The sequence below is a fragment of the Massilia sp. UMI-21 genome (assembly GCA_015277795.1).
Taxonomy (GTDB): domain Bacteria; phylum Pseudomonadota; class Gammaproteobacteria; order Burkholderiales; family Burkholderiaceae_D; genus Telluria.
Genome location: CP063848.1, coordinates 406,471 through 425,373, shown reverse-complemented (window position 1 = coordinate 425,373; position 18,903 = coordinate 406,471). Strand labels below are relative to the sequence as shown.

At 66.6% G+C, this 18,903-nt stretch carries 17 protein-coding genes; 10 read left to right on the top strand and 7 right to left on the bottom strand.

Features of this window, described 5'->3' with window-relative positions; all coding sequences use genetic code 11:
• Positions 1 to 28: 28 nt before the first annotated feature.
• From IM543_01890 to IM543_01860, 7 genes are all read right to left on the bottom strand, one after another.
• On the bottom strand, positions 29 to 763 hold the full coding sequence (locus IM543_01890) for a GAF domain-containing protein (protein ID QOY94693.1): 735 nt from the start codon (positions 761 to 763) through the stop codon (positions 29 to 31).
• An 82-nt stretch (positions 764 to 845) separates the two neighbouring features.
• The gene (locus IM543_01885; GenBank protein QOY94692.1) at positions 846 to 1,976 is read right to left on the bottom strand and encodes a nucleotidyltransferase family protein; all 1,131 of its coding nucleotides are present in this window, start codon (positions 1,974 to 1,976) and stop codon (positions 846 to 848) included.
• Positions 1,973 to 2,884: an HprK-related kinase A gene (locus IM543_01880; protein QOY94691.1), complete on the bottom strand. Its 912-nt coding sequence runs from the start codon at positions 2,882 to 2,884 to the stop codon at positions 1,973 to 1,975. Before IM543_01880 ends, IM543_01885 begins: the two co-directional genes overlap by 4 nt.
• Complete coding sequence (locus IM543_01875) at positions 2,878 to 3,150, bottom strand: HPr-rel-A system PqqD family peptide chaperone (GenBank protein ID QOY94690.1); 273 nt, start codon at positions 3,148 to 3,150, stop codon at positions 2,878 to 2,880. The genes IM543_01880 and IM543_01875 overlap by 7 nt, the downstream gene beginning before the upstream one ends.
• A gap of 15 nt (positions 3,151 to 3,165) precedes the next feature.
• Positions 3,166 to 3,747 (bottom strand): hypothetical protein, encoded by a 582-nt coding sequence (locus tag IM543_01870; protein ID QOY94689.1) that lies wholly within the window; start codon positions 3,745 to 3,747, stop codon positions 3,166 to 3,168.
• Between the two features lie 177 nt (positions 3,748 to 3,924).
• Positions 3,925 to 4,539, bottom strand: a complete 615-nt coding sequence (locus IM543_01865; GenBank protein QOY96476.1) for a polysaccharide biosynthesis/export family protein — start codon at positions 4,537 to 4,539, stop codon at positions 3,925 to 3,927.
• 138 nt (positions 4,540 to 4,677) lie between these two features.
• Positions 4,678 to 5,448 (bottom strand): trypsin-like peptidase domain-containing protein, encoded by a 771-nt coding sequence (locus IM543_01860; GenBank protein QOY96475.1) that lies wholly within the window; start codon positions 5,446 to 5,448, stop codon positions 4,678 to 4,680.
• A gap of 404 nt (positions 5,449 to 5,852) precedes the next feature.
• Between IM543_01860 and IM543_01855 the strand changes: the two genes are divergently transcribed.
• The 10 genes from IM543_01855 (at position 5,853) to IM543_01810 (ending at position 18,868) form a co-directional block, all read left to right on the top strand.
• A complete protein-coding gene (locus IM543_01855) occupies positions 5,853 to 7,388 on the top strand; it encodes a chain length-determining protein (GenBank protein QOY94688.1) in 1,536 nt (511 codons plus the stop codon).
• A 75-nt stretch (positions 7,389 to 7,463) separates the two neighbouring features.
• On the top strand, positions 7,464 to 8,357 hold the full coding sequence (locus IM543_01850; GenBank protein ID QOY96474.1) for a tyrosine-protein kinase family protein: 894 nt from the start codon (positions 7,464 to 7,466) through the stop codon (positions 8,355 to 8,357).
• Complete coding sequence (locus IM543_01845; protein ID QOY94687.1) at positions 8,338 to 9,876, top strand: TIGR03016 family PEP-CTERM system-associated outer membrane protein; 1,539 nt, start codon at positions 8,338 to 8,340, stop codon at positions 9,874 to 9,876. Before IM543_01850 ends, IM543_01845 begins: the two co-directional genes overlap by 20 nt.
• Before the next feature lie 13 nt (positions 9,877 to 9,889).
• Positions 9,890 to 10,936 (top strand): AAA family ATPase, encoded by a 1,047-nt coding sequence (locus IM543_01840; protein ID QOY94686.1) that lies wholly within the window; start codon positions 9,890 to 9,892, stop codon positions 10,934 to 10,936.
• Positions 10,933 to 11,817, top strand: coding sequence for a DUF3473 domain-containing protein (locus IM543_01835; GenBank protein ID QOY94685.1), 885 nt, complete (start codon positions 10,933 to 10,935; stop codon positions 11,815 to 11,817). Before IM543_01840 ends, IM543_01835 begins: the two co-directional genes overlap by 4 nt.
• Before the next feature lie 56 nt (positions 11,818 to 11,873).
• Complete coding sequence (locus IM543_01830; protein QOY94684.1) at positions 11,874 to 12,971, top strand: FemAB family PEP-CTERM system-associated protein; 1,098 nt, start codon at positions 11,874 to 11,876, stop codon at positions 12,969 to 12,971.
• Positions 12,972 to 12,974: 3 nt separating this feature from the next.
• Positions 12,975 to 14,168 (top strand): TIGR03087 family PEP-CTERM/XrtA system glycosyltransferase, encoded by a 1,194-nt coding sequence (locus IM543_01825; GenBank protein ID QOY94683.1) that lies wholly within the window; start codon positions 12,975 to 12,977, stop codon positions 14,166 to 14,168.
• Positions 14,159 to 15,736: an exosortase A gene (gene xrtA / locus IM543_01820; GenBank protein ID QOY94682.1), complete on the top strand. Its 1,578-nt coding sequence runs from the start codon at positions 14,159 to 14,161 to the stop codon at positions 15,734 to 15,736. The genes IM543_01825 and xrtA overlap by 10 nt, the downstream gene beginning before the upstream one ends.
• A 1-nt stretch (position 15,737) precedes the next feature.
• Positions 15,738 to 16,946, top strand: a complete 1,209-nt coding sequence (locus tag IM543_01815; GenBank protein ID QOY94681.1) for a TIGR03088 family PEP-CTERM/XrtA system glycosyltransferase — start codon at positions 15,738 to 15,740, stop codon at positions 16,944 to 16,946.
• Entirely contained in the window at positions 16,934 to 18,868 is a 1,935-nt protein-coding gene (locus tag IM543_01810; GenBank protein QOY94680.1) for an amidotransferase 1, exosortase A system-associated, read from the top strand. Before IM543_01815 ends, IM543_01810 begins: the two co-directional genes overlap by 13 nt.
• Positions 18,869 to 18,903 lie beyond the last annotated feature (35 nt).

The window sequence follows — 18,903 nt, the reverse complement described above, 5'->3', positions numbered from 1 at the left end:
CCGGCCCCCATCAGGGATCCGGCTTTTTTCATTGGCGCCCGGCCTTGCCGGTCTGCTGGATCGCGCCGCCCAGCTGGCCGATCAGTTCGGTCGCAGCGCTGACGATCTGGCCCGGCGCGAAGCCGGCCCGCGTCATCTCCTTGTAGAACGAGCGCGCCAGGATGCGCGCGACCTCTTCCGGGTTCTGGTAGGCGGTATCGGCGGCAATCGTGCCGCTGTCGTGCGCATTGCGCACCAGGGCCATCTGCGCAAAGCGCGAGGCCAGCAGGCCCTGCAGTTGGATGACCTGGGCCGATTTGCCGATGAAGAGCGCGATCACCTCGAGCAGTTGGAGTTCGGCCTCGCTGAACGCGACACCGCTGACATTGAGCACGCCCACGATGCGGGCATCGATGCGCACCGGCGCCGACATCAGGGCCGGCACCGCCGCGCGCCGACGGCGCGCCAGGCTGGCGAATTCGGAACGGTCGATGTCATCCACCAGCAAGGCCCGGCCGCTGGCCAGTACCCGGCCACAGATGCCCTCGCCGCTGCCGACCAGGGCGTCGGCGGCTTCCGCGGGCATGTCGCCGGCACTGGCACACAGGCGCATGCGCAGGTCGTCCGGCGTTTCGCCATTGAGCAGCATGACCGAGCAACTGGTGGCCCCTACCAGGCGCCGGGCCAGTTCCGCATGGTGCGCCAGGTTGGCGTCGAGTGAGCCACTGGCAAGCAATGCCTGCACGTCCTGCAAGCGCAGCAGGTGCTTCGTTTCGTTCAACATGAGTCGCCTTTCGAAAGGTCAACGCGCCACCGGCCGGCCCCGCCAGTTGATGATAAGTTAATTCACTATTTGCAACAAGCTCTTACATGGCCTGCTGCGGCTCGTCGGTCTGGCGCGGCGAAATGAAGGCTTTATGGAACAGGTGGCGCGCCAGCATCGGCGGCGGCATGCGCAGCCAGTTGCCACGCAGGTAGAGTGCGCCGAGCGCGGCCGGCGTGAGGCGGCCGGCGCAGCTGGGATGCGGCGGCAGCAGCGCGCGCAGGAACAGCGCGTCCATCAGCGCCAGCAGCGCTGCGCCGGGGGTGCCGGCAGCTGCCGCCTCGGCCATCACGACCGGGGGTATTGGCGTGCCGAGCAGGCGTGCGGCGTAGCGCAGCGCATAGAACAGCGGGCGTGCGAGCTCGAGCCGGACGGCGCGCGCCACCAGACCGTCCCAGAAGCCGGGCGCAGCACCGAAATGCAGCAACAGCCGGTGCAGGTCGAGCAGGTCGCGCAGGCCGTGGTGCCACTCGCCTTCCGAGAACAGGTGCACCGCGCTGTGCAGCACCATATCGTGCGGGGCCAGCGTCCACAGGCCGACGGCCGACGCCGCGCCGGCCGGCCCGGCGTCCCGAATCGGCAGCGCGTCCGCGCGCAGCAGCGCCGGATCCGGCCGCACCCTGGCGGTCTCGGGCAGGATCGCGTGGTGCACGTCGATGGTATTGCCACGCCAGACGTGTTCCATCGGCGGCAGCTCGTGCATCCACTCGCGGTAGTAGCGCTGGTCGTAGGCATCCTGGCAAGTGCCGGCCCAGCCGTGCATCAGGAGCGCCGCTTCAACCTCGGGCAGGCGTTCCTTGGGCACCAGGATGTCGACGTCGGAGAACACGCGGCCGGCGGCCGGCGGCAGCCCGGCCATGACATAGGCCGCCCCCTTGAGCAGCAGCAGCGGCAGGCCGAGGCCGTCGAGTGCACGGCGGATCTGGCCGACCTCGAAACGCAGTGCGCGCCGGTGGCGCGCCAGCAGCACGGCGGCCCAGGCAAAATGTTCGCGCGGCGCCGCCGGCACGGCCTCGTGCAGGCCCGCCTCGTCGAGCAGGAGACCGAGGGTCGCGCTCAACTCGGCATGGGCGGCCTGGCGCAGCAGCAGGTCCCAGCCGGCAGGATCGAGCGTGCGTACGCGCTCCGGCGTACGCAACACCTCGACCAGCAGCGGCAAGGCCGGCCGCCTCATGGCGCCCCCGCCAGCGTGTCGAACACGGCAATGGCCTCGTCCAGCCGGCTATAGCAAAAATCGAATCCTGCGCAGGTATCGACCAGGCCGGCGAGCGTGTCGAAGCCGGTCTCGCCCAGCACCGCATAATTGAAGGCATTGTCGGCCACGCGCGTGAACAGGCGCGCCTTCGGCACCGGCGCCAACGAGGTCGCCGCGCCGGCCTGGTAGCGCGGGAACACGATGTGGGTGGCGTGCGCCACCTCAGCCGCGGCGGCCACGCTGGCTGGTGGCGCGCGCATGTGGGCAATGGTGCCCTTGCTGGTTTCCGGTACCGCCGGGCCGAACACGGCCTGCGGATCCCAGGCCCGGATCACGTCGATCGAGGCGTTCTTCAGGCTGACCGGGCGCGGCAGCGGCACCAGGGCCAGGTCCGCCGGGCGCACCAGCGCCAGTTCGTCGGACAGCAGGCGCCAGCCGCGGCACACCAGCGCGGCGCACAGCGTGCTCTTGCCGGAACCCGGCGGCGCCGGCAGGATCAGCGCATGCCCGCCCCGCTCCAGCACCGCGGCATGGATGACCAGGTAGCTGTGCGCCTTGTTCGACACGCACCAGTTCATCACCCATTCGAACATCGGGTAGGCCTGGCCCTGGGGCAGCGGCTTGAACGGTTGCAGGCCGTCCTGGTCGAAGCGCACCTGCGGCCGCAGCCAGCGGCGCCAGCCCCCGGCTGCGCGCAGGTGCAGCTGGAAGTCGGCAAAGCCTTCCTCGTCGACCGGGTAGTCGGCGTACAACAGGGCGATGGTGTCGGCCAGTTGCGGGATGTCGGTACGAATGCGGCTACGGAAGGGCCCCGTGCGCAGGACCAGGCCGGGGCCGGCGAGGCGCCGGCGCAGCGCGTGTCGCGTGAGCGAGGACAGGGTCAGCATGGACAGGGCTCGATCAGGTCGAGCCGCACCAGGTCGTCGAGCAGGATGGCCAGCTCATCGGCCAGTGCGTCCTCGTCGACCTCGAAGGCGTCGCGCAGCGCGGCAGACAGGGACATGGCGTTGCCCGGCGCCGGACGCAGTGCCTCGAGCAGACACAGGGCCGCCGCACCCAGCAGATGGGTCGCGCCCGACACATCGTTGTAGAGCACGGCTTCGTCTTCCCATTGCCGGTAGCGCAGGGACTGCCCGGGAATCACACGCCACATCGGCCGGCGCCGTCCTTAATCGTGGGTGGCTTCGAGATATTTCTTGGTCAGCTCGGCATTCCAGAATACGCCCTTGGCCGGCTGGTAATAACCGGGGCTCTGGAGCTCGCGCCACATCTGCTGCAGAGTCGCGACCGACAGGAAGCCGATGCGGCCCGACAGCACATTCAGATAGGTGGCAACCAGGTGCATGCCAAGATTGTATTTGTCGAAATCGCAGCCCCGCAAAATGTCCAGCAGGGTCTTTTTCCCATACGTGCCGGCGTATCGGCTACCACAACTGAACACCTCGCTGAAGGCCGTGTTCGAGGCGGAAGGCCAGCCACCATGATTTTTCCAGTAGCCGGGAGACTTGCCGTTGCATGCAGTCGGCTTGTCGGCGTAATTACTGCTGAGGCCGCCAGACAGGGCGCCGGACGGCGACACGCACACCATGGTTCGCATCGACGCCCGGCTGTCGAGCGTCCACAGCACGCTGGCCGCGCCTACGCCGGCCTTGGTCAGGCGCCGCCGCGCTGTACCACGCGGCGTCAGGGGCGGCGCACCAGTGGTGCGCGTTGCTTGGTCATCGGTCGACACGGGTTCGATCCTCTTCATTGGTTATGCGGGCTATCGGCAGAAAGCGGCTTGCTTTCGATTAAGCAAGAATTATGCCTTTTTCTCAAGCCTACCGAAAAGCCCTTGAAAAACAAGCGCCTCCAGCAATGCGCCGCCTCCTTACTGCGTCAGTCTAGCCAGTAACTCTACCGTTGTGTAAGAATTTTCGACAGCCGATCAGAAAAAGCTTTCGGGGATCACCAGGATGTCGCCCGGGCGCATCGCCTGGTTAGCCGAAATGTCGCCATCCTTGATCAGATCGTCCAGGCGAACCTGCAGCTTCTGCTGCTTGCCGTCGACCGTACGGATGATGGTGGCGCGGTTGCCTGCGGCGAACTCCGTGACCCCGCCGACGGCGATCAGCACATCCATCAACGACATGTCTTTACGATAAGGCAGGGCTTGCGGCTTGGCGGCCTGGCCGATCACGCGGATCTGCTCGCTATAGTTGCCGACGAAATTGGTCACGACCACGGTCACCACCGGCTGCTGGATGAACTTGGCCAGCGCGCCTTCGATGTCGCGCGCCAGCTGGGTCGAGGTCTTTCCTGCCGCCGGCAGGTCTTCGACCAGCGGGGTGGTGATCTTGCCGTCCGGACGTACCGGCACCGACATCGATACCTCCGGATTACGCCAGACGATAATATTAATATTATCGCCGGGACCGATCAGGTACTCGGGATTGATGGCTGGCGCGGTGGCAACTGGTGCCGGCGCGGTGGCGCAGCCACCCAGTACCAACAGGCAGCTAACGGCGGCAGCCTGGGCTGCGCGCTTGATCTGGTGCGTCATTTTCGTGCTCACGTCAAAGAATCCCCTGGTTTGGCATGGGCCGCAGCCTTCCATTCCGGGGACCGCGGGCGGGCTCGCTATGTGTCGAGCCCTATTTTATACCATAGCACTTAGGCAACCCCATGCACTGCTGAAATACTATGGGCTTCTTTGCAACAGTTCGCGCACGTAGCGCACCGGGATCGCATAGGTAATCCCGCTCGGGTTCGACACCGCACTTTCCTTCAAACCCTTAAGGTAGACCATGTTGATGACGCCGACAACGGCCCCGGTGTCCGGCTCGTACAGGGGGCTGCCGCTATTGCCCGGATAGGCGGTGCCATCCAGCTGGTAGATGCCGAAGGCGTTGCGCTGGAGTTGGGCGATGGCGCGCGCATCCAGTTGCCGCGAGCTGAGCGAGGGCCGTACGGCGGGCGCGATTGCCGCCAGCGTGGCCCGGTGGGTCGCAGCATGCAGGCCCAGCCGCATTCCGAGCGGGTAGCCGGTAAAGGCCAGCAACTGGCCCTCGGCCACGGCATCGTCGGCGCCCAGGCTCATGGCCGGCAGCGGCGTACCGGACAGGCGCAGGTGCGCCAGGTCGTGTTCGCGGTCGAGGCCCACCAGGCGGGCTGCGCGAAAGCCCACCGTTTCCGGCCCGGCGCCGAGCACAATGCCGAGCTCCTCCATCCGCGCGACGTCCAGCCGCTCGGGGATCACGTGGGCATTCGTGATGACGCTCAGTCCGTCGCCGACAACGAAGCCGGTGCCGACGAAGATCGTGGCCGGCTGGCGCGTCTTGAGCAGGGTACCGACCCCGACCACCGAGGGCTTGACACGCGTGACCGTCGCGGGAAGCGGGTCGGCTGCTGCCCGTGCCGGTGCAGGGCCCAGCAAGACAGAGATAATTGCTAAAAATGCAATCAACAGGATACCCGGCAGGGCAAGCGGACGACCGTGAAAACTGTTCCGAATAGAAATCAATTGTGTGGGCACTTTTGCAATCTCGACATTAAAATAGACATTTGATCCAGGGCAATACTTGTTATAGAGGACAGTATGAGGGTCCTGTGCCCACTTTGCTGCGCTTGACTGAAGAAAACATTTTATCCGCCCGGAAGTTGCAATTTTGAAAGCAACTGCGGGTAGATGTTGCAAAGCTTGAACAAAAGTGTTGTTGTTGGGAATTTGTGTTGTACACACCGTTAGATTCGTCGCGTTCGCCGTACATTTTTCCGACCCGCAATTGCAATTGCTCAGTCAACAAGCGATCATGCAGTTTATTTATTGATTGGTGTACTTGCGTTAGCGCAAGTCCTTAAGGCGAGATTCATGACATGGCAGACATCACAGCCGCTATCCTCACATTCCTAAAAGCAATCGGAAAATACCGCTGGCACGCGGTCGTCATTACCTGGGTCGTGGCCATCGTCGGCTGGGCCGTGGTACTGAAGCTGCCCAACCAGTACGAAGCGTCCGCGCGCGTCTATGTCGACACCCAGAGCATCCTCAAGCCGCTGCTGTCGGGCATGACGACGCTGCCGAACGTCGAGCAGCAGGTGATGTTCATGCGCGGCACCCTGATCAGCCGCCCGAACGTCGAGCGGGTCATGCGCATGGTCGACCTCGACGTCCAGGCCACCAATGCCAAGGAACACGACAAGATGGTCGACGAAATGATGTCGAAGATCAAGCTCGGCGGTACCGAACGCGACGACATCTACACCATTACCTATACCGCCACCGACCCGAAGCTGGGCAAGGACGTGGTGCAGGCGCTGCTGACGATCTTTGTCGAGGGTAGCTTCGGCGGCAAGAAGCAGGATTCGGACAAGGCGGTGCAGTTCATCGACGACCAGATCCGCAGTTATGAAGAGAAACTGGCCGCGGCCGAAAACAGCCTGAAGGAATTCAAGATCCTCCACCTCGGCATGCTGCCGTCGCAAGGCGGCGGCGACTATGGCTCGCGCATGGTGGCCGCGAACGATGCGCTCAACAGCGCGCGCCTGGAGCTGGCCGAGGCCGAACAGGCCCGCAATGCGCTGCGTCGCAGGATCTCGGGCGAATCGGCGCCGGGCGACACCGTGGTGGCGCCGGTCAGCAATCCGGAACTGGACGAGCGCATCGCCGCCGTCACCAAGACCCTGGACAGCCTGCGCACCCAGTACACCGAAGCGCACCCCGACATCGTCGCCAACGTGCGCCTGCGCGACCAGCTGATCGCGCGCAAGAAAGAAGAAGCCAAGAACCGCAAGCCCAGCGCCGATCCGGGCGCCGGCTACAGCCCGATGTTCCAGCAACTGAACGTGTCGCTGGCCGATGCCGAAGCGCGCGTGGCATCGTTGCGGGCGCGTGTGTCCGAGTATGCCAACCGCGTGGCCCAGTTGCGCGCCCGCAGCACCCAGGCGCCGGAAGTCGAAGCCCAGCTGGCCCAGCTGAACCGCGACTACGAAGTCAATCGCGAAAACTACCAGAAACTGGTCGAGCGCCGCGAATCGGCCAAGCTGTCGGGCGACCTGTCCTCGGCGACCGACATGCTGACTTTCCGCGTGATCGATCCGCCGACCGCGCCGAACCTGCCTTCCGGCCCGAATCGCCTGCGCCTGTTCTCGCTGGTGTTCGTGGTGGCGCTCGGTGCCGGCCTGGCTGCCGCTTTCCTGATGAGCCAGCTGCGCCCGACCTTCCTCAGCCAGTCCTCGCTGCGCGACGCCACTGACCTGCCGATCCTCGGCTCGATCAGCATGAACTGGACCGGCGAGCAGACCGTCCGCCGCAAGCGCCGCCTGTATGCGCTGGGCACCGCCATGCTGGTGCTGCTCGGCCTCTACGGCGCGGGCGTCGCCGCCATCCTGGTGCGCCCGACCGGCCTGTAACGATCACAAGGAGCAGACGTGAGCATTATCGAAAAAGCGGCGCGCCGCATCGACCTCGAACGCGGCCAGGCGGCCATGCCGGCGCCGGCCACCGATACCGACATCGGGATCCTCGACACCACGGCGGCTGCCGCAGCGCCGGCCGTTCCCCCGCCGGCACCGGCCGCGCCAACCCTGCCCGTGCCCGAGAGGGCCCCGCAGGCATCGGCCGCGGCAAGCGCCGGCGCGACCATGCGCCACGCCCCGCGCAAGGTCGAGCTGGACCTGGCCAAGATGCGCGACGAGGGCATGGTCACCGCCGCCGGTGGACGTACCAGCCTGCTCGAAGACTTCCGCATCATCAAGCGTCCGTTGCTCAAGCGCGCTTTCGACGCGGAAGGCAACAATGGCAAGCCAGGCAACCTGATCATGATGACCAGCTCGCTGCCGGGCGAAGGCAAGACCTATTGCGCGATCAACCTGGCGATGAGCATCGCCATGGAACTCGACCATACCGTGCTGCTGGTGGACGCCGACGTGGCGCGCCCCTCGGTGCTGCGCACGCTCGGACTGCCGGCCCAGCGCGGCCTGATGGACCTGCTGATCGACGACAAGCTCGACGTCTCCGACGTCCTGCTGCGCACCAACGTCGACACCCTGAGCATCCTGGCCGCCGGCACCAGCACGCCGCGCGCCACCGAACTGCTGGCCAGCTCGACGATGGCCTCGCTGGTGAACGAGATCGCCCACCGCTACCCGGACCGGATCGTCATCTTCGATTCGCCTCCGCTGCTGCTCACCAGCGAAGCGCGCGCGCTGGCCTCGCACATGGGCCAGATCGTGGTGGTGGTCGAAGCCCAGACCACGACCCAGCACGCCGTCAAGGAAGCGCTGCACCAGCTCGATGGCTACGACAACGTCAACCTCATCTATAACAAGACCAGGGACATCCCCGGCATCGAAGAAACGTATGACTACCACTATGGCTAAGCTGCCGCGCCTGGCGCCGCTCGCCGCCGCAGCCATGCTGCTGGCAGGCGAATGCCAGGCCGACTGGCGTATCCAGCCGACCATCAGCGTCACCGAAACCTTTACCGACAACGTCAGCCGCCAGGACGACGCGCGCGCGCATTCCCAGTTCGTCACCGACCTCAACCCCGGCCTGACACTGTTCGGCAGGAGCCGCCGCTTCCAGCTGGCGGCCTCCGGCCAGGTGCACCAGTTCGCCTATAGCCGGGGCGGCATGCCAAATACCGCCGATCGCAGCTACGGCTATGCGCTCGACGGCCGCGGCGAGCTGGTCGAGGACTTCCTGTTCGTCGACGCCAGCGCTTCCTCGTCGCCCGAGAGCATCTCGGCCTTCGGCGAGCAGGGCGGCCGCCTCTACTCGCTGGGCAACCGGACCCAGGTCAAGACCTGGCGCATCAGTCCCCGCCTCGAGCAGCGCTTCGGCCATGCCGCGCACCTGTCGGTGCGCTATACGCGCGACTCGGTCGACTCGGATCGCAGCGCCTTCGGCGACAGCTCGAGCGACAATCTCAGCGCCAGCCTTGCCAGCGGCAAGTCTTTCGACACGCTCGGCTGGGGTCTCAGCTACATGCGCCAGGACCTCGACAACGAGGTGAGCGGCGAATCGTCGAGCGAGAACGCGAACGGCAGCCTGCGCTATGCCCTCAACAAGCGTCTCTGGCTGACCGGCCGGATCGGCTACGACCGCTACGATTACCAGTCGATGGGCGGCCGCACCGAAGGACGCAGCTGGTCGGGCGGTTTCGACTGGACCCCTTCCCAGCGCACCCGCCTGAACGCCGAGATCGGCCGCCACTACTATGGCCAGACCGGCAAGCTGCTGGCCTTGCACCGCAGCCGCCACACGGTCTGGAACATCAGCTACGACGATCTGATCACCACCAGCCGCCAGCAGTTCCTGCTGCCGTCCACGATCGACACCGCCGCCCTGCTCGACAGCCTGTTTTCGGCAACGATCACCGACCCGGTGTTGCGGCAGCAGGCAGTGGCCGACTACATCCAGCTGACCGGTTTGCCGCCCAGCCTGGCCGACAGCATCAATTTCCTGAGCAACCGCTACCTGCGCGAAAAGCGCCTGCAGGGCTCGGTGGCCTATGCAAAGGGCCGCAGCCGCGCCGTCCTGAGCGTATACCGCACCGAACGCGTCGCCCTGTCGGACCAGCAAAGCGACAGCGAACTGCTCGGCAGCCAGCTCAGCAGCCTGAACGACAACGTGCGCCAGAAGGGCGTCAGCCTGAACTACGACTACCGCCTGAACTCGCGCACCAGCATCACCGGCGCGGCCGTCATTTCGCGCAGCCTGTCGCTGAGGACGGGCTACGAATCTCCCCACCACGAACTGCGCATGGGCCTCACCCGCCTGCTCGGCAACGACTTGCGCGGAGCCATCGAAGTACGCAGGACGGGCGGTGGCCGCGGCCCGAATGCGGGCGACTACCGCGAAAACGCCATCTCCGCCAGCCTGACCGTGCTGCTTTAAGGAATAGCGAGCCATGTACGAAACCTATTACGGACTGTCCGCCAAGCCCTTCCAGCTGCGTCCCGATCCCCATTTCTTCTTCGGCAGCAAGGGCCACAAGCGCGCCATGGCCTACCTCGAGTACGGCCTGTCGCAGGGCGAAGGCTTCATCGTCATCACCGGTGAAGTCGGCGCCGGCAAGACCACGCTGGTACGCAACCTGCTCAACAAGATCCCGACCGACCAGATCGTCGCCGCCCACATCGTCAACACCAGCCTCGACCCGGAAGACACGCTGCGCATGGTGGTCTCGGCCTTCGGCCTGCCGTTCGAAGGCGCCAGCAAGGCCGAGCTGCTGAACCGCCTGGAACAGTTCCTGCGCGGCGTCGACCGCCAGGGCAAGCGCGCCCTGCTGGTGATCGACGAAGCCCAGAACCTGAATGCGCGCACGGTCGAGGAACTGCGCATGCTGTCGAATTTCCAGACCGACGACCGCTCGCTGCTGCAGACCTTCCTGCTCGGCCAGCCGGAATTCCGCGCCACCCTGCACAGCCCCGGCATGCAGCAGCTGCGCCAGCGCGTGATCGCCAGCTACCACCTGGGCCCGATGGACGCGCAGGAAACCCGCGCCTACGTCGAGCACCGCCTGGCCACGGTCGGCTGGAAGGGCGACCCCGCTTTCGACGACGGCGCCCATGCCGCGGTCTACGGCTACAGCGGCGGCATCCCGCGCAAGACCAATACGCTGATGGACCGGGTGCTCCTGATGGGCTACCTGGAAGAGATGCACGCCTTCAGCGAAGCCGATATCGGCGAAGTGGTGCGCGACATCGCCGAGGAATTCCAGGCGCCCGATGTCCTGGGCACGGCGGACCCCGCAGCCGCTGCCGCCCTCGAGGGGGATGACCTGGGCGCGCTGGACAAGCGTGGCGGCGAGCGGCGCGCGGGCGCCAGCGTGGAAGTGCTCGACGAACGCATGATGCGCCTCGAGAAATCGATCGTCTCGGTACTCTCGATCCTGAAGAAAATCGTCGCCACGCCGCAGGGCGCGGCGGCCCAGCACATGGACAACCAGGAATGAAACTCTACGCCCCTGCCCCGCGCCGCCAGCCTGCTCCGGGCGAGCGCATCAAGAATGCCATGACCTGCGACGTCGAGGATTACTTCCAGGTCTCGGCCTTCGCGCCCTACATCGACCGCGACAGCTGGCCGAGCCGCGAGTGCCGCGTTGAGGCCAATATGGAACGCATCCTGGCGATCTACGAACGGCACGGCGTGAAGGCCACTTTCTTCACCCTCGGCTGGATCGCCGAACGCTATCCCGCCATGGTGCGCAGCATCGTCGCCGCCGGCCACGAACTGGCCAGCCACGGCTACGCCCACCTGCGCGCCTCGGACCAGGACCGCGCCCAGTTCGACAACGATATCCGGTCAAGCAAGGCCCTGCTGGAAGACATCGGCGGCCAGGCGGTGCTCGGGTACCGGGCGCCGAGCTTCTCGATCGGCCACGCCAACCTGTGGGCGCTGGAGGCGCTGCAGGAAGCCGGCTACCGCTACAGCTCGAGCATCTACCCGATCGCGCACGACCACTACGGCATGCCGGACGCGCCGCGCTTCGCGTTCTACCCGCATGGCCCGGACGGCCTGCTGGAAGTGCCGGTCACCACGGTCAACATGCTGGGACGGAACCTGCCGGCCGGTGGCGGCGGCTACTTCCGCCTGCTGCCCTACGCGCTGTCGCGCTGGATGATGCAGAAGGTGAACCGCGAGGATCGCCAGCCGGCCCTGTTCTACTTCCACCCCTGGGAACTCGACCCGGGCCAGCCGCGCCCGGCGGGCCTGGACGCCAAGTCGCGCTTCCGCCACTACGTCAACATCGAGCGCATGGAAGGCCGCCTCGAGCAACTGGCGCGCGACTTCGCATGGGACCGCATGGACCGCATCTTCCTCGACGGTCAATGAACAACGCAGCAACACACTGTACAAGCGCAGCAAACAACAACAAGGCATAGCACGGCATGAACTCGATCATTGAAGCGGCACAGGCCAAACGCGCCGCCCCGGTGCTCGCCACCGGACCGCAAACGCTCCACCTCCTGCAGCCGCACGAACGCGCCCGCTGGGATGCTTTCGTGCGCGCCTGCCCCGACGCCACCTTCTTCCACCTGTCGGGCTGGCAGAAAGTCATCGAAGCCTCGTTCGGCATCAAGACCTGGTTCTACTACGTCCAGCAGGACGGCCAGATCCAGGGCGTCCTGCCGCTGGCGCAGATCAAGAGCCGCCTGTTCGGCCACTCGCTCGGCGCCATGCCCTTCTGCGTCTACGGCGGCGTGGCGGCGATCGACGACGGCGCGCGTTTGCTGCTCGACGAAGCCGCCGACAAGCTGGCGCGCGAACTCGGCGTCGGGCACCTCGAATACCGCGGCATGCAGCGCGCCCACCCGGACGACCCGAGCTGGCACACCAAGGAGCTGTACGTCACCTTCCGCAAGGAGATCAGCGCCGACGATGAAGAAAACCTGAATGCCATTCCGCGCAAGCAGCGCGCGATGGTGCGCAAGGGGATCAAGCTGGGCCTGAAGGGCGTGGTCGAGGACAACGTCGACCGCATGTTCGAGGCCTATGCCAACAGCGTGCTGCGCCTGGGCACCCCGGTGTTCCCGAAAAAATACTTCGCCATGCTGCAGCAGACCTTCGGCGACGAGTGCGAGGTGCGCAGCATCTACACCAGCGACGACCGCCTGGTGGCCTCGGTGCTCTCGTTCTACTGGCGCGACGAGGTAGTGCCCTACTACGGCGGCGGCATGGACCTGGCGCGCGAAGTGGCCGGCAACGACTTCATGTACTGGAACCTGATGCAGGCCGCCGCCGCGCGTGGCTGCAGGATCTTCGACTACGGTCGCAGCAAGCTGGGCACCGGCGCCTACGACTTCAAGAAGAACTGGGGATTCACGGCCACGCCGCTGCCGTATGAATACAAGCTGTACGCGTCAAGCCAGCTGCCGGACAACAATCCGCTGAATCCGAAGTACCAGCTGTTCATCAAGATGTGGAAGAAGCTGCCGCTGCCGGTGGCGAACTTCCTCGGCCCCTACATCGTGCGCAACCTGGGATAAGACGTGGAAGACCTGCTGCTGCTGATCCACCGGATCCCCTACCCGCCCAACAAGGGCGACAAGATCCGCTCCTACCACCTGCTCAAGCACCTGGCGCGCGACTACCGGGTGCACCTGGCGACCTTCGTGGACGATGCCGACGACTGGCAACACGTGCCGACCGTCGAGAAGATGTGCGCGAGCAGCCACTTCGCCAGCCTGAACCCGTTGCTGTCGCGGGTGCGCAGCCTGGGCGCGCTGGTCAAGAACCGCTCGCTCTCGCTCGACTACTACCGCGACGCCAGCATGCAGCGCTGGGTCGACCAGACCGTCGCCGCCCACAAGATCGAGCGCGTGCTGGTGTTCTCCTCGGCGATGGCGCAGTACGCCGACAAGTACCCGAACGCGCGCCGCGTGGTCGACTTCTGCGACGTCGATTCCGACAAGTGGCGCCAGTACGCCGACAAGAAATCCTGGCCGATGAGCTGGCTGTACCGCCACGAGGCGCGCCAGCTGCTGTCCTACGAGCGCCAGGTGGCGCGCGACTACGACGCCTCGCTGTTCGTATCCGCCCCCGAGGCCGACCTGTTCCGCCAGCTCGCGCCGGAAAGCGATGCCCGCATCGGCTTCTTCAGCAACGGCGTCGATACCGACTACTTCTCGCCCGAGGCGGTGCAGTCCAGCCCCTATGCCGAAGGCGAGCGCGCCATCGCGTTCACCGGCGCCATGGATTACTGGCCCAACGTCGACGCGGTGCAATGGTTCGCCGCGGACGTGATGCCGCTGCTGCGTGCGCGCTTCCCCGACCTGCGTTTCTATATCGTCGGCGCGCGCCCGACCCCGGCCGTGCTGGAACTGGCCAAGCAGCAGAACATCGTCGTCACCGGCACCGTGCCCGACGTGCGTCCGTACATCGCCCACGCGCGCGCCGCGGTGGCGCCGCTGCGCATCGCGCGCGGCATCCAGAACAAGGTGCTCGAGGCGATGGCGATGGCCACCCCGGTGGTGGTGTCGCCGCAGGCGCTCGAGGGCATCGAGGCCGAGCCGGGCCGCGAACTGGTGCTGGCGCACGACGCCGCCGGCTTCGCCGACGCGGTCGGCGCCCTGCTGGCCCGCAGCGGCAACGAGATCGGCCTGGCCGCACGCGCCAGGGTCGAACGCAAGTACAGCTGGCCGAGCAACCTGGCCTGCATCGGGGAGCGACTCGAATGCATCTGACCCCTCCACCCGGCGTACTCCAGGCGGGCGTCGACACCCCTGCGCCGCCTGCGCGCGCCAGCCTGCTGCTCCTGGCGCTGGCGCTGCTGGCGCCCTTCCTGCTGTACCTGGGCACCGTGCGCTCGATGGTCGACATCTGGAACAGCTCGGAGACCTTCGCGCACGGCTACGTGATCCTGCCGATCAGCCTGGGCTTGATCTGGCGCGAGCGCGCCTGGTTCGCGCGCCTGCCGGCGCGGCCGTGGTGGCCGGGACTGGTGCTGATGGCCGGCGCCGGCCTGGCCTGGCTGGCCGGGCGCATGGGCGACGTCCAGGTGGTGATGCAATACGCGTTCGTGGCCATGCTTCCGCTGGCGGCGCTCACGCTGCTGGGCCCGCGCCTGGCCTCGAAGTTCACCTTCCCGCTGCTGTTCCTGCTGTTCGCGGTGCCGTTCGGCGAAATCTTCGTCGCTCCCTTGATCAACTACACCGCCGACTTCACGGTGTGGGCGGTGCAGGCCACCGGCATCCCGGTGCTGCGCAACGGCACCCGCTTCGAGCTGCCCACCGGCAGCTGGTCGGTGGTCGAAGCCTGCAGCGGCATCCGCTACCTGATTTCCTCGATCACCCTGGGCTGCCTGTACGCCTACCTCACCTACCGCTCGAACCTGCGCCGCGCGATGTTCATCGGCCTGTCGATCGTGGTGCCGATCGTGGCCAACTGGCTGCGCGCCTACGGCATCGTCATGATCGGCCACATGAGCGGCATGGAGCTGGCCACCGGCGTCGACCACCTGGTCTATGGCTGGCTGTTCTTCGGCATCGTCATGTTCATCATGTTCTGGATCGGCAGCTACTGGCGTGAGGACGACCAGCCCGCGCCGGCCGTCGCGTCCGCCCCTGCAGCCGGCAAGACATCCGATACGGCCGCACCTGCACCAGGCCCGGCGAAATCGCTGCTGCCGATGGCCCTGGCCGTCGTCGCAATGGCCGCCGTCTGGCCAGCCTTTGCCGCCTACAACGAACGCGCCAACCACAATCCGCAGCCGGTCGCGCTGGCCGCGCCGGGCGTGGCCTGGCCGGCGGCTGCCGGCTTCCCGGACTGGGAAGTGGACTACATGGAACCGGACGCGCGCCTGGTCCGCGTCTATCGTGCCCCGGAAGGCCGCCCGGTCCAGCTGCAGCTGCTGTACTACCGCAACCAGAGCAAGCAGAAGGGCTTGATCAGCTCGGTCAACCGCCTGGCGGGGTGGCAGGATGCCTTCCACGAGACCGGCTCGGCGCAACGCAGCGAACAGGCCGCCGGCCGTACGCTGGCGCTGCGCGAAACGGTGCTGTCCGGTCCCGGCGGGCCGCTGCTGGTCTGGCATGTGCTGTGGGTGGACGGCAGCTATATCACGAGCAACGTGACCGGCAAGCTGCGCCAGGCCCAGGGCAAGCTGCTGTTCCGCGGCGACGACGGCGCGCTGGTGGCGATCGCCGCACCTGCCGCCGACAGCAAGGATGCGGCGCGCGCCGCGCTGCGCGCCTTCCTGACCCAGAATTTCGCGGCGGTCGACGCCGCGCTGGCGAGCACCAGGGGTCATTGAGATGAGCGCCGTACACGTTTCCGTGCAAGTGCCACTGGTGGCGCACCTGATCTACCGCCTCGACATCGGCGGCCTGGAGACGTTGCTGGTCGACTCCATCAACCGCATGCCGGCCGGCCGTTACCGCCACGCGGTGATCTGCCTGACCGACTATACCGACTTCGCCCAGCGCATCACGCGCCCCGATGTCGAGCTGTTCGCGCTGCACAAGCCGGCCGGCCTGGCCCTCGGCACCCACCGCGACCTGTTCCGGCTGCTGCGCCGGATGAAGCCGGACGTGCTGCATACCTACAACCTCGGCACCATCGAATACGCCGCCACCGCCTGGGCGGCCGGCGTGCCGGTGCGTGTGCATGCCGAACACGGCCGCGACGCACGCGACCCGCAGGGCATCAATCCGAAGCACAACCTGCTGCGCCGGCTGCTGGCGCCCTTCATCCACCGCTATGTGCCGGTGTCGCGCGACCTGTGCGGCTGGCTCGAACGCGTGGTGCGCATCCCGGCAGCCAAGCTGCAGCTGATCGACAACGGCGTCGACACCGAACGCTTCCGCGCCGATGCCCCCGCCGCCGGCGCCCTCGAGACCTGGCAGGACGATCCGGACGCCTTCGTGATCGGCACCGTCGGCCGCCTGCAGGACGTCAAGGACCAGGCAACGCTGGTCGATGCCTTCGCCCTGCTGCGCACGCTGCTGCAGGCCGAACTGCCCGAGGCGAAGCTGCGCCTGGTGCTGGTCGGCGACGGCCCGCTGCGCGCCCAGCTGGAAGCGCGCGTGCGCGAACACGGCATGCAAGACAGCGTATGCTTCGCCGGCCCGCGCAGCGACGTGGCGCCCGTGATGCGCGGCTTCTCGTTGTTCGCCCTGTCCTCGATCGCCGAAGGCACCCCGGTGACCCTGCTGGAAGCCATGGCGAGCGGCCTGCCGGTGGTGGCCACCGCCGTCGGCGGTATTCCCGACCTGGTCGAGCAGGGCGTCAACGGCGCCCTGGCGCCGCCGCGCGACCCGCAGGCCCTGGCCGCGGCGATCGTCCCTTACGTGCGCGACCGCGCGCTGGCGCGCCGCCACGGCGCCGCCGGCCGCGCGCGCGTCGAACAGCAATACAGCATGCAGGCCATGCTGGCCGCTTACGTCGCCCTGTACGACGAACTGTGCCAGACCAAGACAACACCGAATAAGCCAAATAAGGCGATTACACCATGTGCGGAATAGTAGGAATTTTTGATACCAAGGGCAGCCGCGCCATCGACCGCGACCTGCTGCACCGAATGAACGAGACGCAATTCCACCGCGGACCCGTGGAAGGCGACCTGCACCTGGAACCGGGGCTGGGCTTCGGCCACCGCCGGCTGTCGATCATCGCGTTGGAGGCCGGGCTGCAGCCGCTGTTCAACGAGGACGAGACCATCGCCCTCGTATTCAACGGCGAGATCTACAATTTCCGCGAGCTGCGCGCCGAACTGCAGCGCCTGGGCCACGTGTTCCGCACGCCCTCGGACAGCGAGACCATCGTCCACGCCTACGAGCAGTGGGGCGAAGCCTGCGTGAGCCACCTGCGCGGCATGTTCGCCTTCGCGATCTGGGACCGCCCGAAACAGACCCTGTTCCTGGCGCGCGACCGCATCGGCATCAAGCCGATGCACTACGCGCTGCTGCCGGACGGGATGTTCGCCTTCGGCTCGGAACTGAAGTCGCTCTTGACCCTGCCGAACCTCAGGCGCGAGATCGACCCGCTGGCGGTCGAGGAATATTTCGCCTACGGCTACGTACCGGAACCGCGCACCATTTTCACCGACGCCAAGAAGCTGTTGCCGGGCCACACCCTGACCTTGCGGGTGGGCCAGCCGGTGCCGGCCTCGAAGCAGTACTGGGACGTGCCTTTCACGCCGCATGCCGCCATGAGCGAGCGCGAGATCGAAGCCGAGCTGGTGGTGCGCCTGCGCGAGGCGGTGCAGAGCCACCTGATCTCGGACGTGCCGCTGGGTGCCTTCCTGTCGGGCGGCGTCGATTCGAGCGCGGTGGTGGCGATGATGGCCGGGGTCACCGACGGACCGGTCAACACCTGCTCGATCGCGTTCGACGACCCGGCCTTCGACGAATCCGACTACGCGCGCCAGGTGGCCGAGCAGTACAAGACGACCCACCAGTGCGAAACCGTCGACACGGACGACTACGGCCTGCTCGACACCCTGGCCGCGCTGTACGACGAGCCCTATGCCGACAGCTCGGCGATCCCGACCTACCGGGTCTGCCAGCTGGCCCGCAAGCGCGTCACCGTGGCGCTGTCGGGCGACGGCGGCGACGAGAACTTCGCCGGCTACCGCCGCCATCGCATGACCATGGGCGAGGAACGCGTGCGCTCGATGCTGCCGCTGGCGCTGCGCAAGCCGGTGTTCGGCCTGCTCGGCGCGGCCTATCCGAAAGCCGACTGGGCGCCGCGCATGTTCCGCGCCAAGACCACCTTCGAGTCGCTGGCGCGCGACCTGACCGACGGCTACTTCCACAGCGTGTCGATCAACAACGACCGTATCCGCAACCAGCTGTTCTCCGAATCGTTCAAGGGCAGGCTGCAGGGCTACCGCGCGGTCGAGGTGATGCGCGGCTATGCGGCCAAGGCGCCGACCGACGACCCGCTGTCGCTGATCCAGTATCTCGACATGAAGACCTACCTGCCGGGCGACATCCTGACCAAGGTCGACCGCGCCAGCATGGCGCATGCACTGGAAGTGCGCGTGCCCCTGCTCGACCACCAGTTCGTGGAGTGGGTCTCGGGCCTGCCCTCGAACACCAAGCTGCGCAACGGCGAGGGCAAGCACGTCTTCAAGAAGGCGCTCGAACCCTTCCTCTCGCAGGACATCCTGTACCGCAAGAAGCAGGGCTTCTCGATCCCGCTGGCGGCCTGGCTGCGCGGGCCGCTGGCGGACGCCATGCGGCGCGCGGTGCTCAATCCGGCCCTGCTCGACACCGGGATCTTCAACCCGGCCTTCCTGAAGCAGATGGTGGACGAGCACCAGTCCAGCGCCAAGGACCACAGCACGACCCTGTGGTCGGTGCTGATGTTCGATGCCTTCCTGCGCAAGAACGGCGCCGCCGGCAGCAGCGCCGACAGCAGCACCGCGCTGGCGGCCGCATAAGCGATACAAGCAAAAACAAGTAACCGGAACAACAA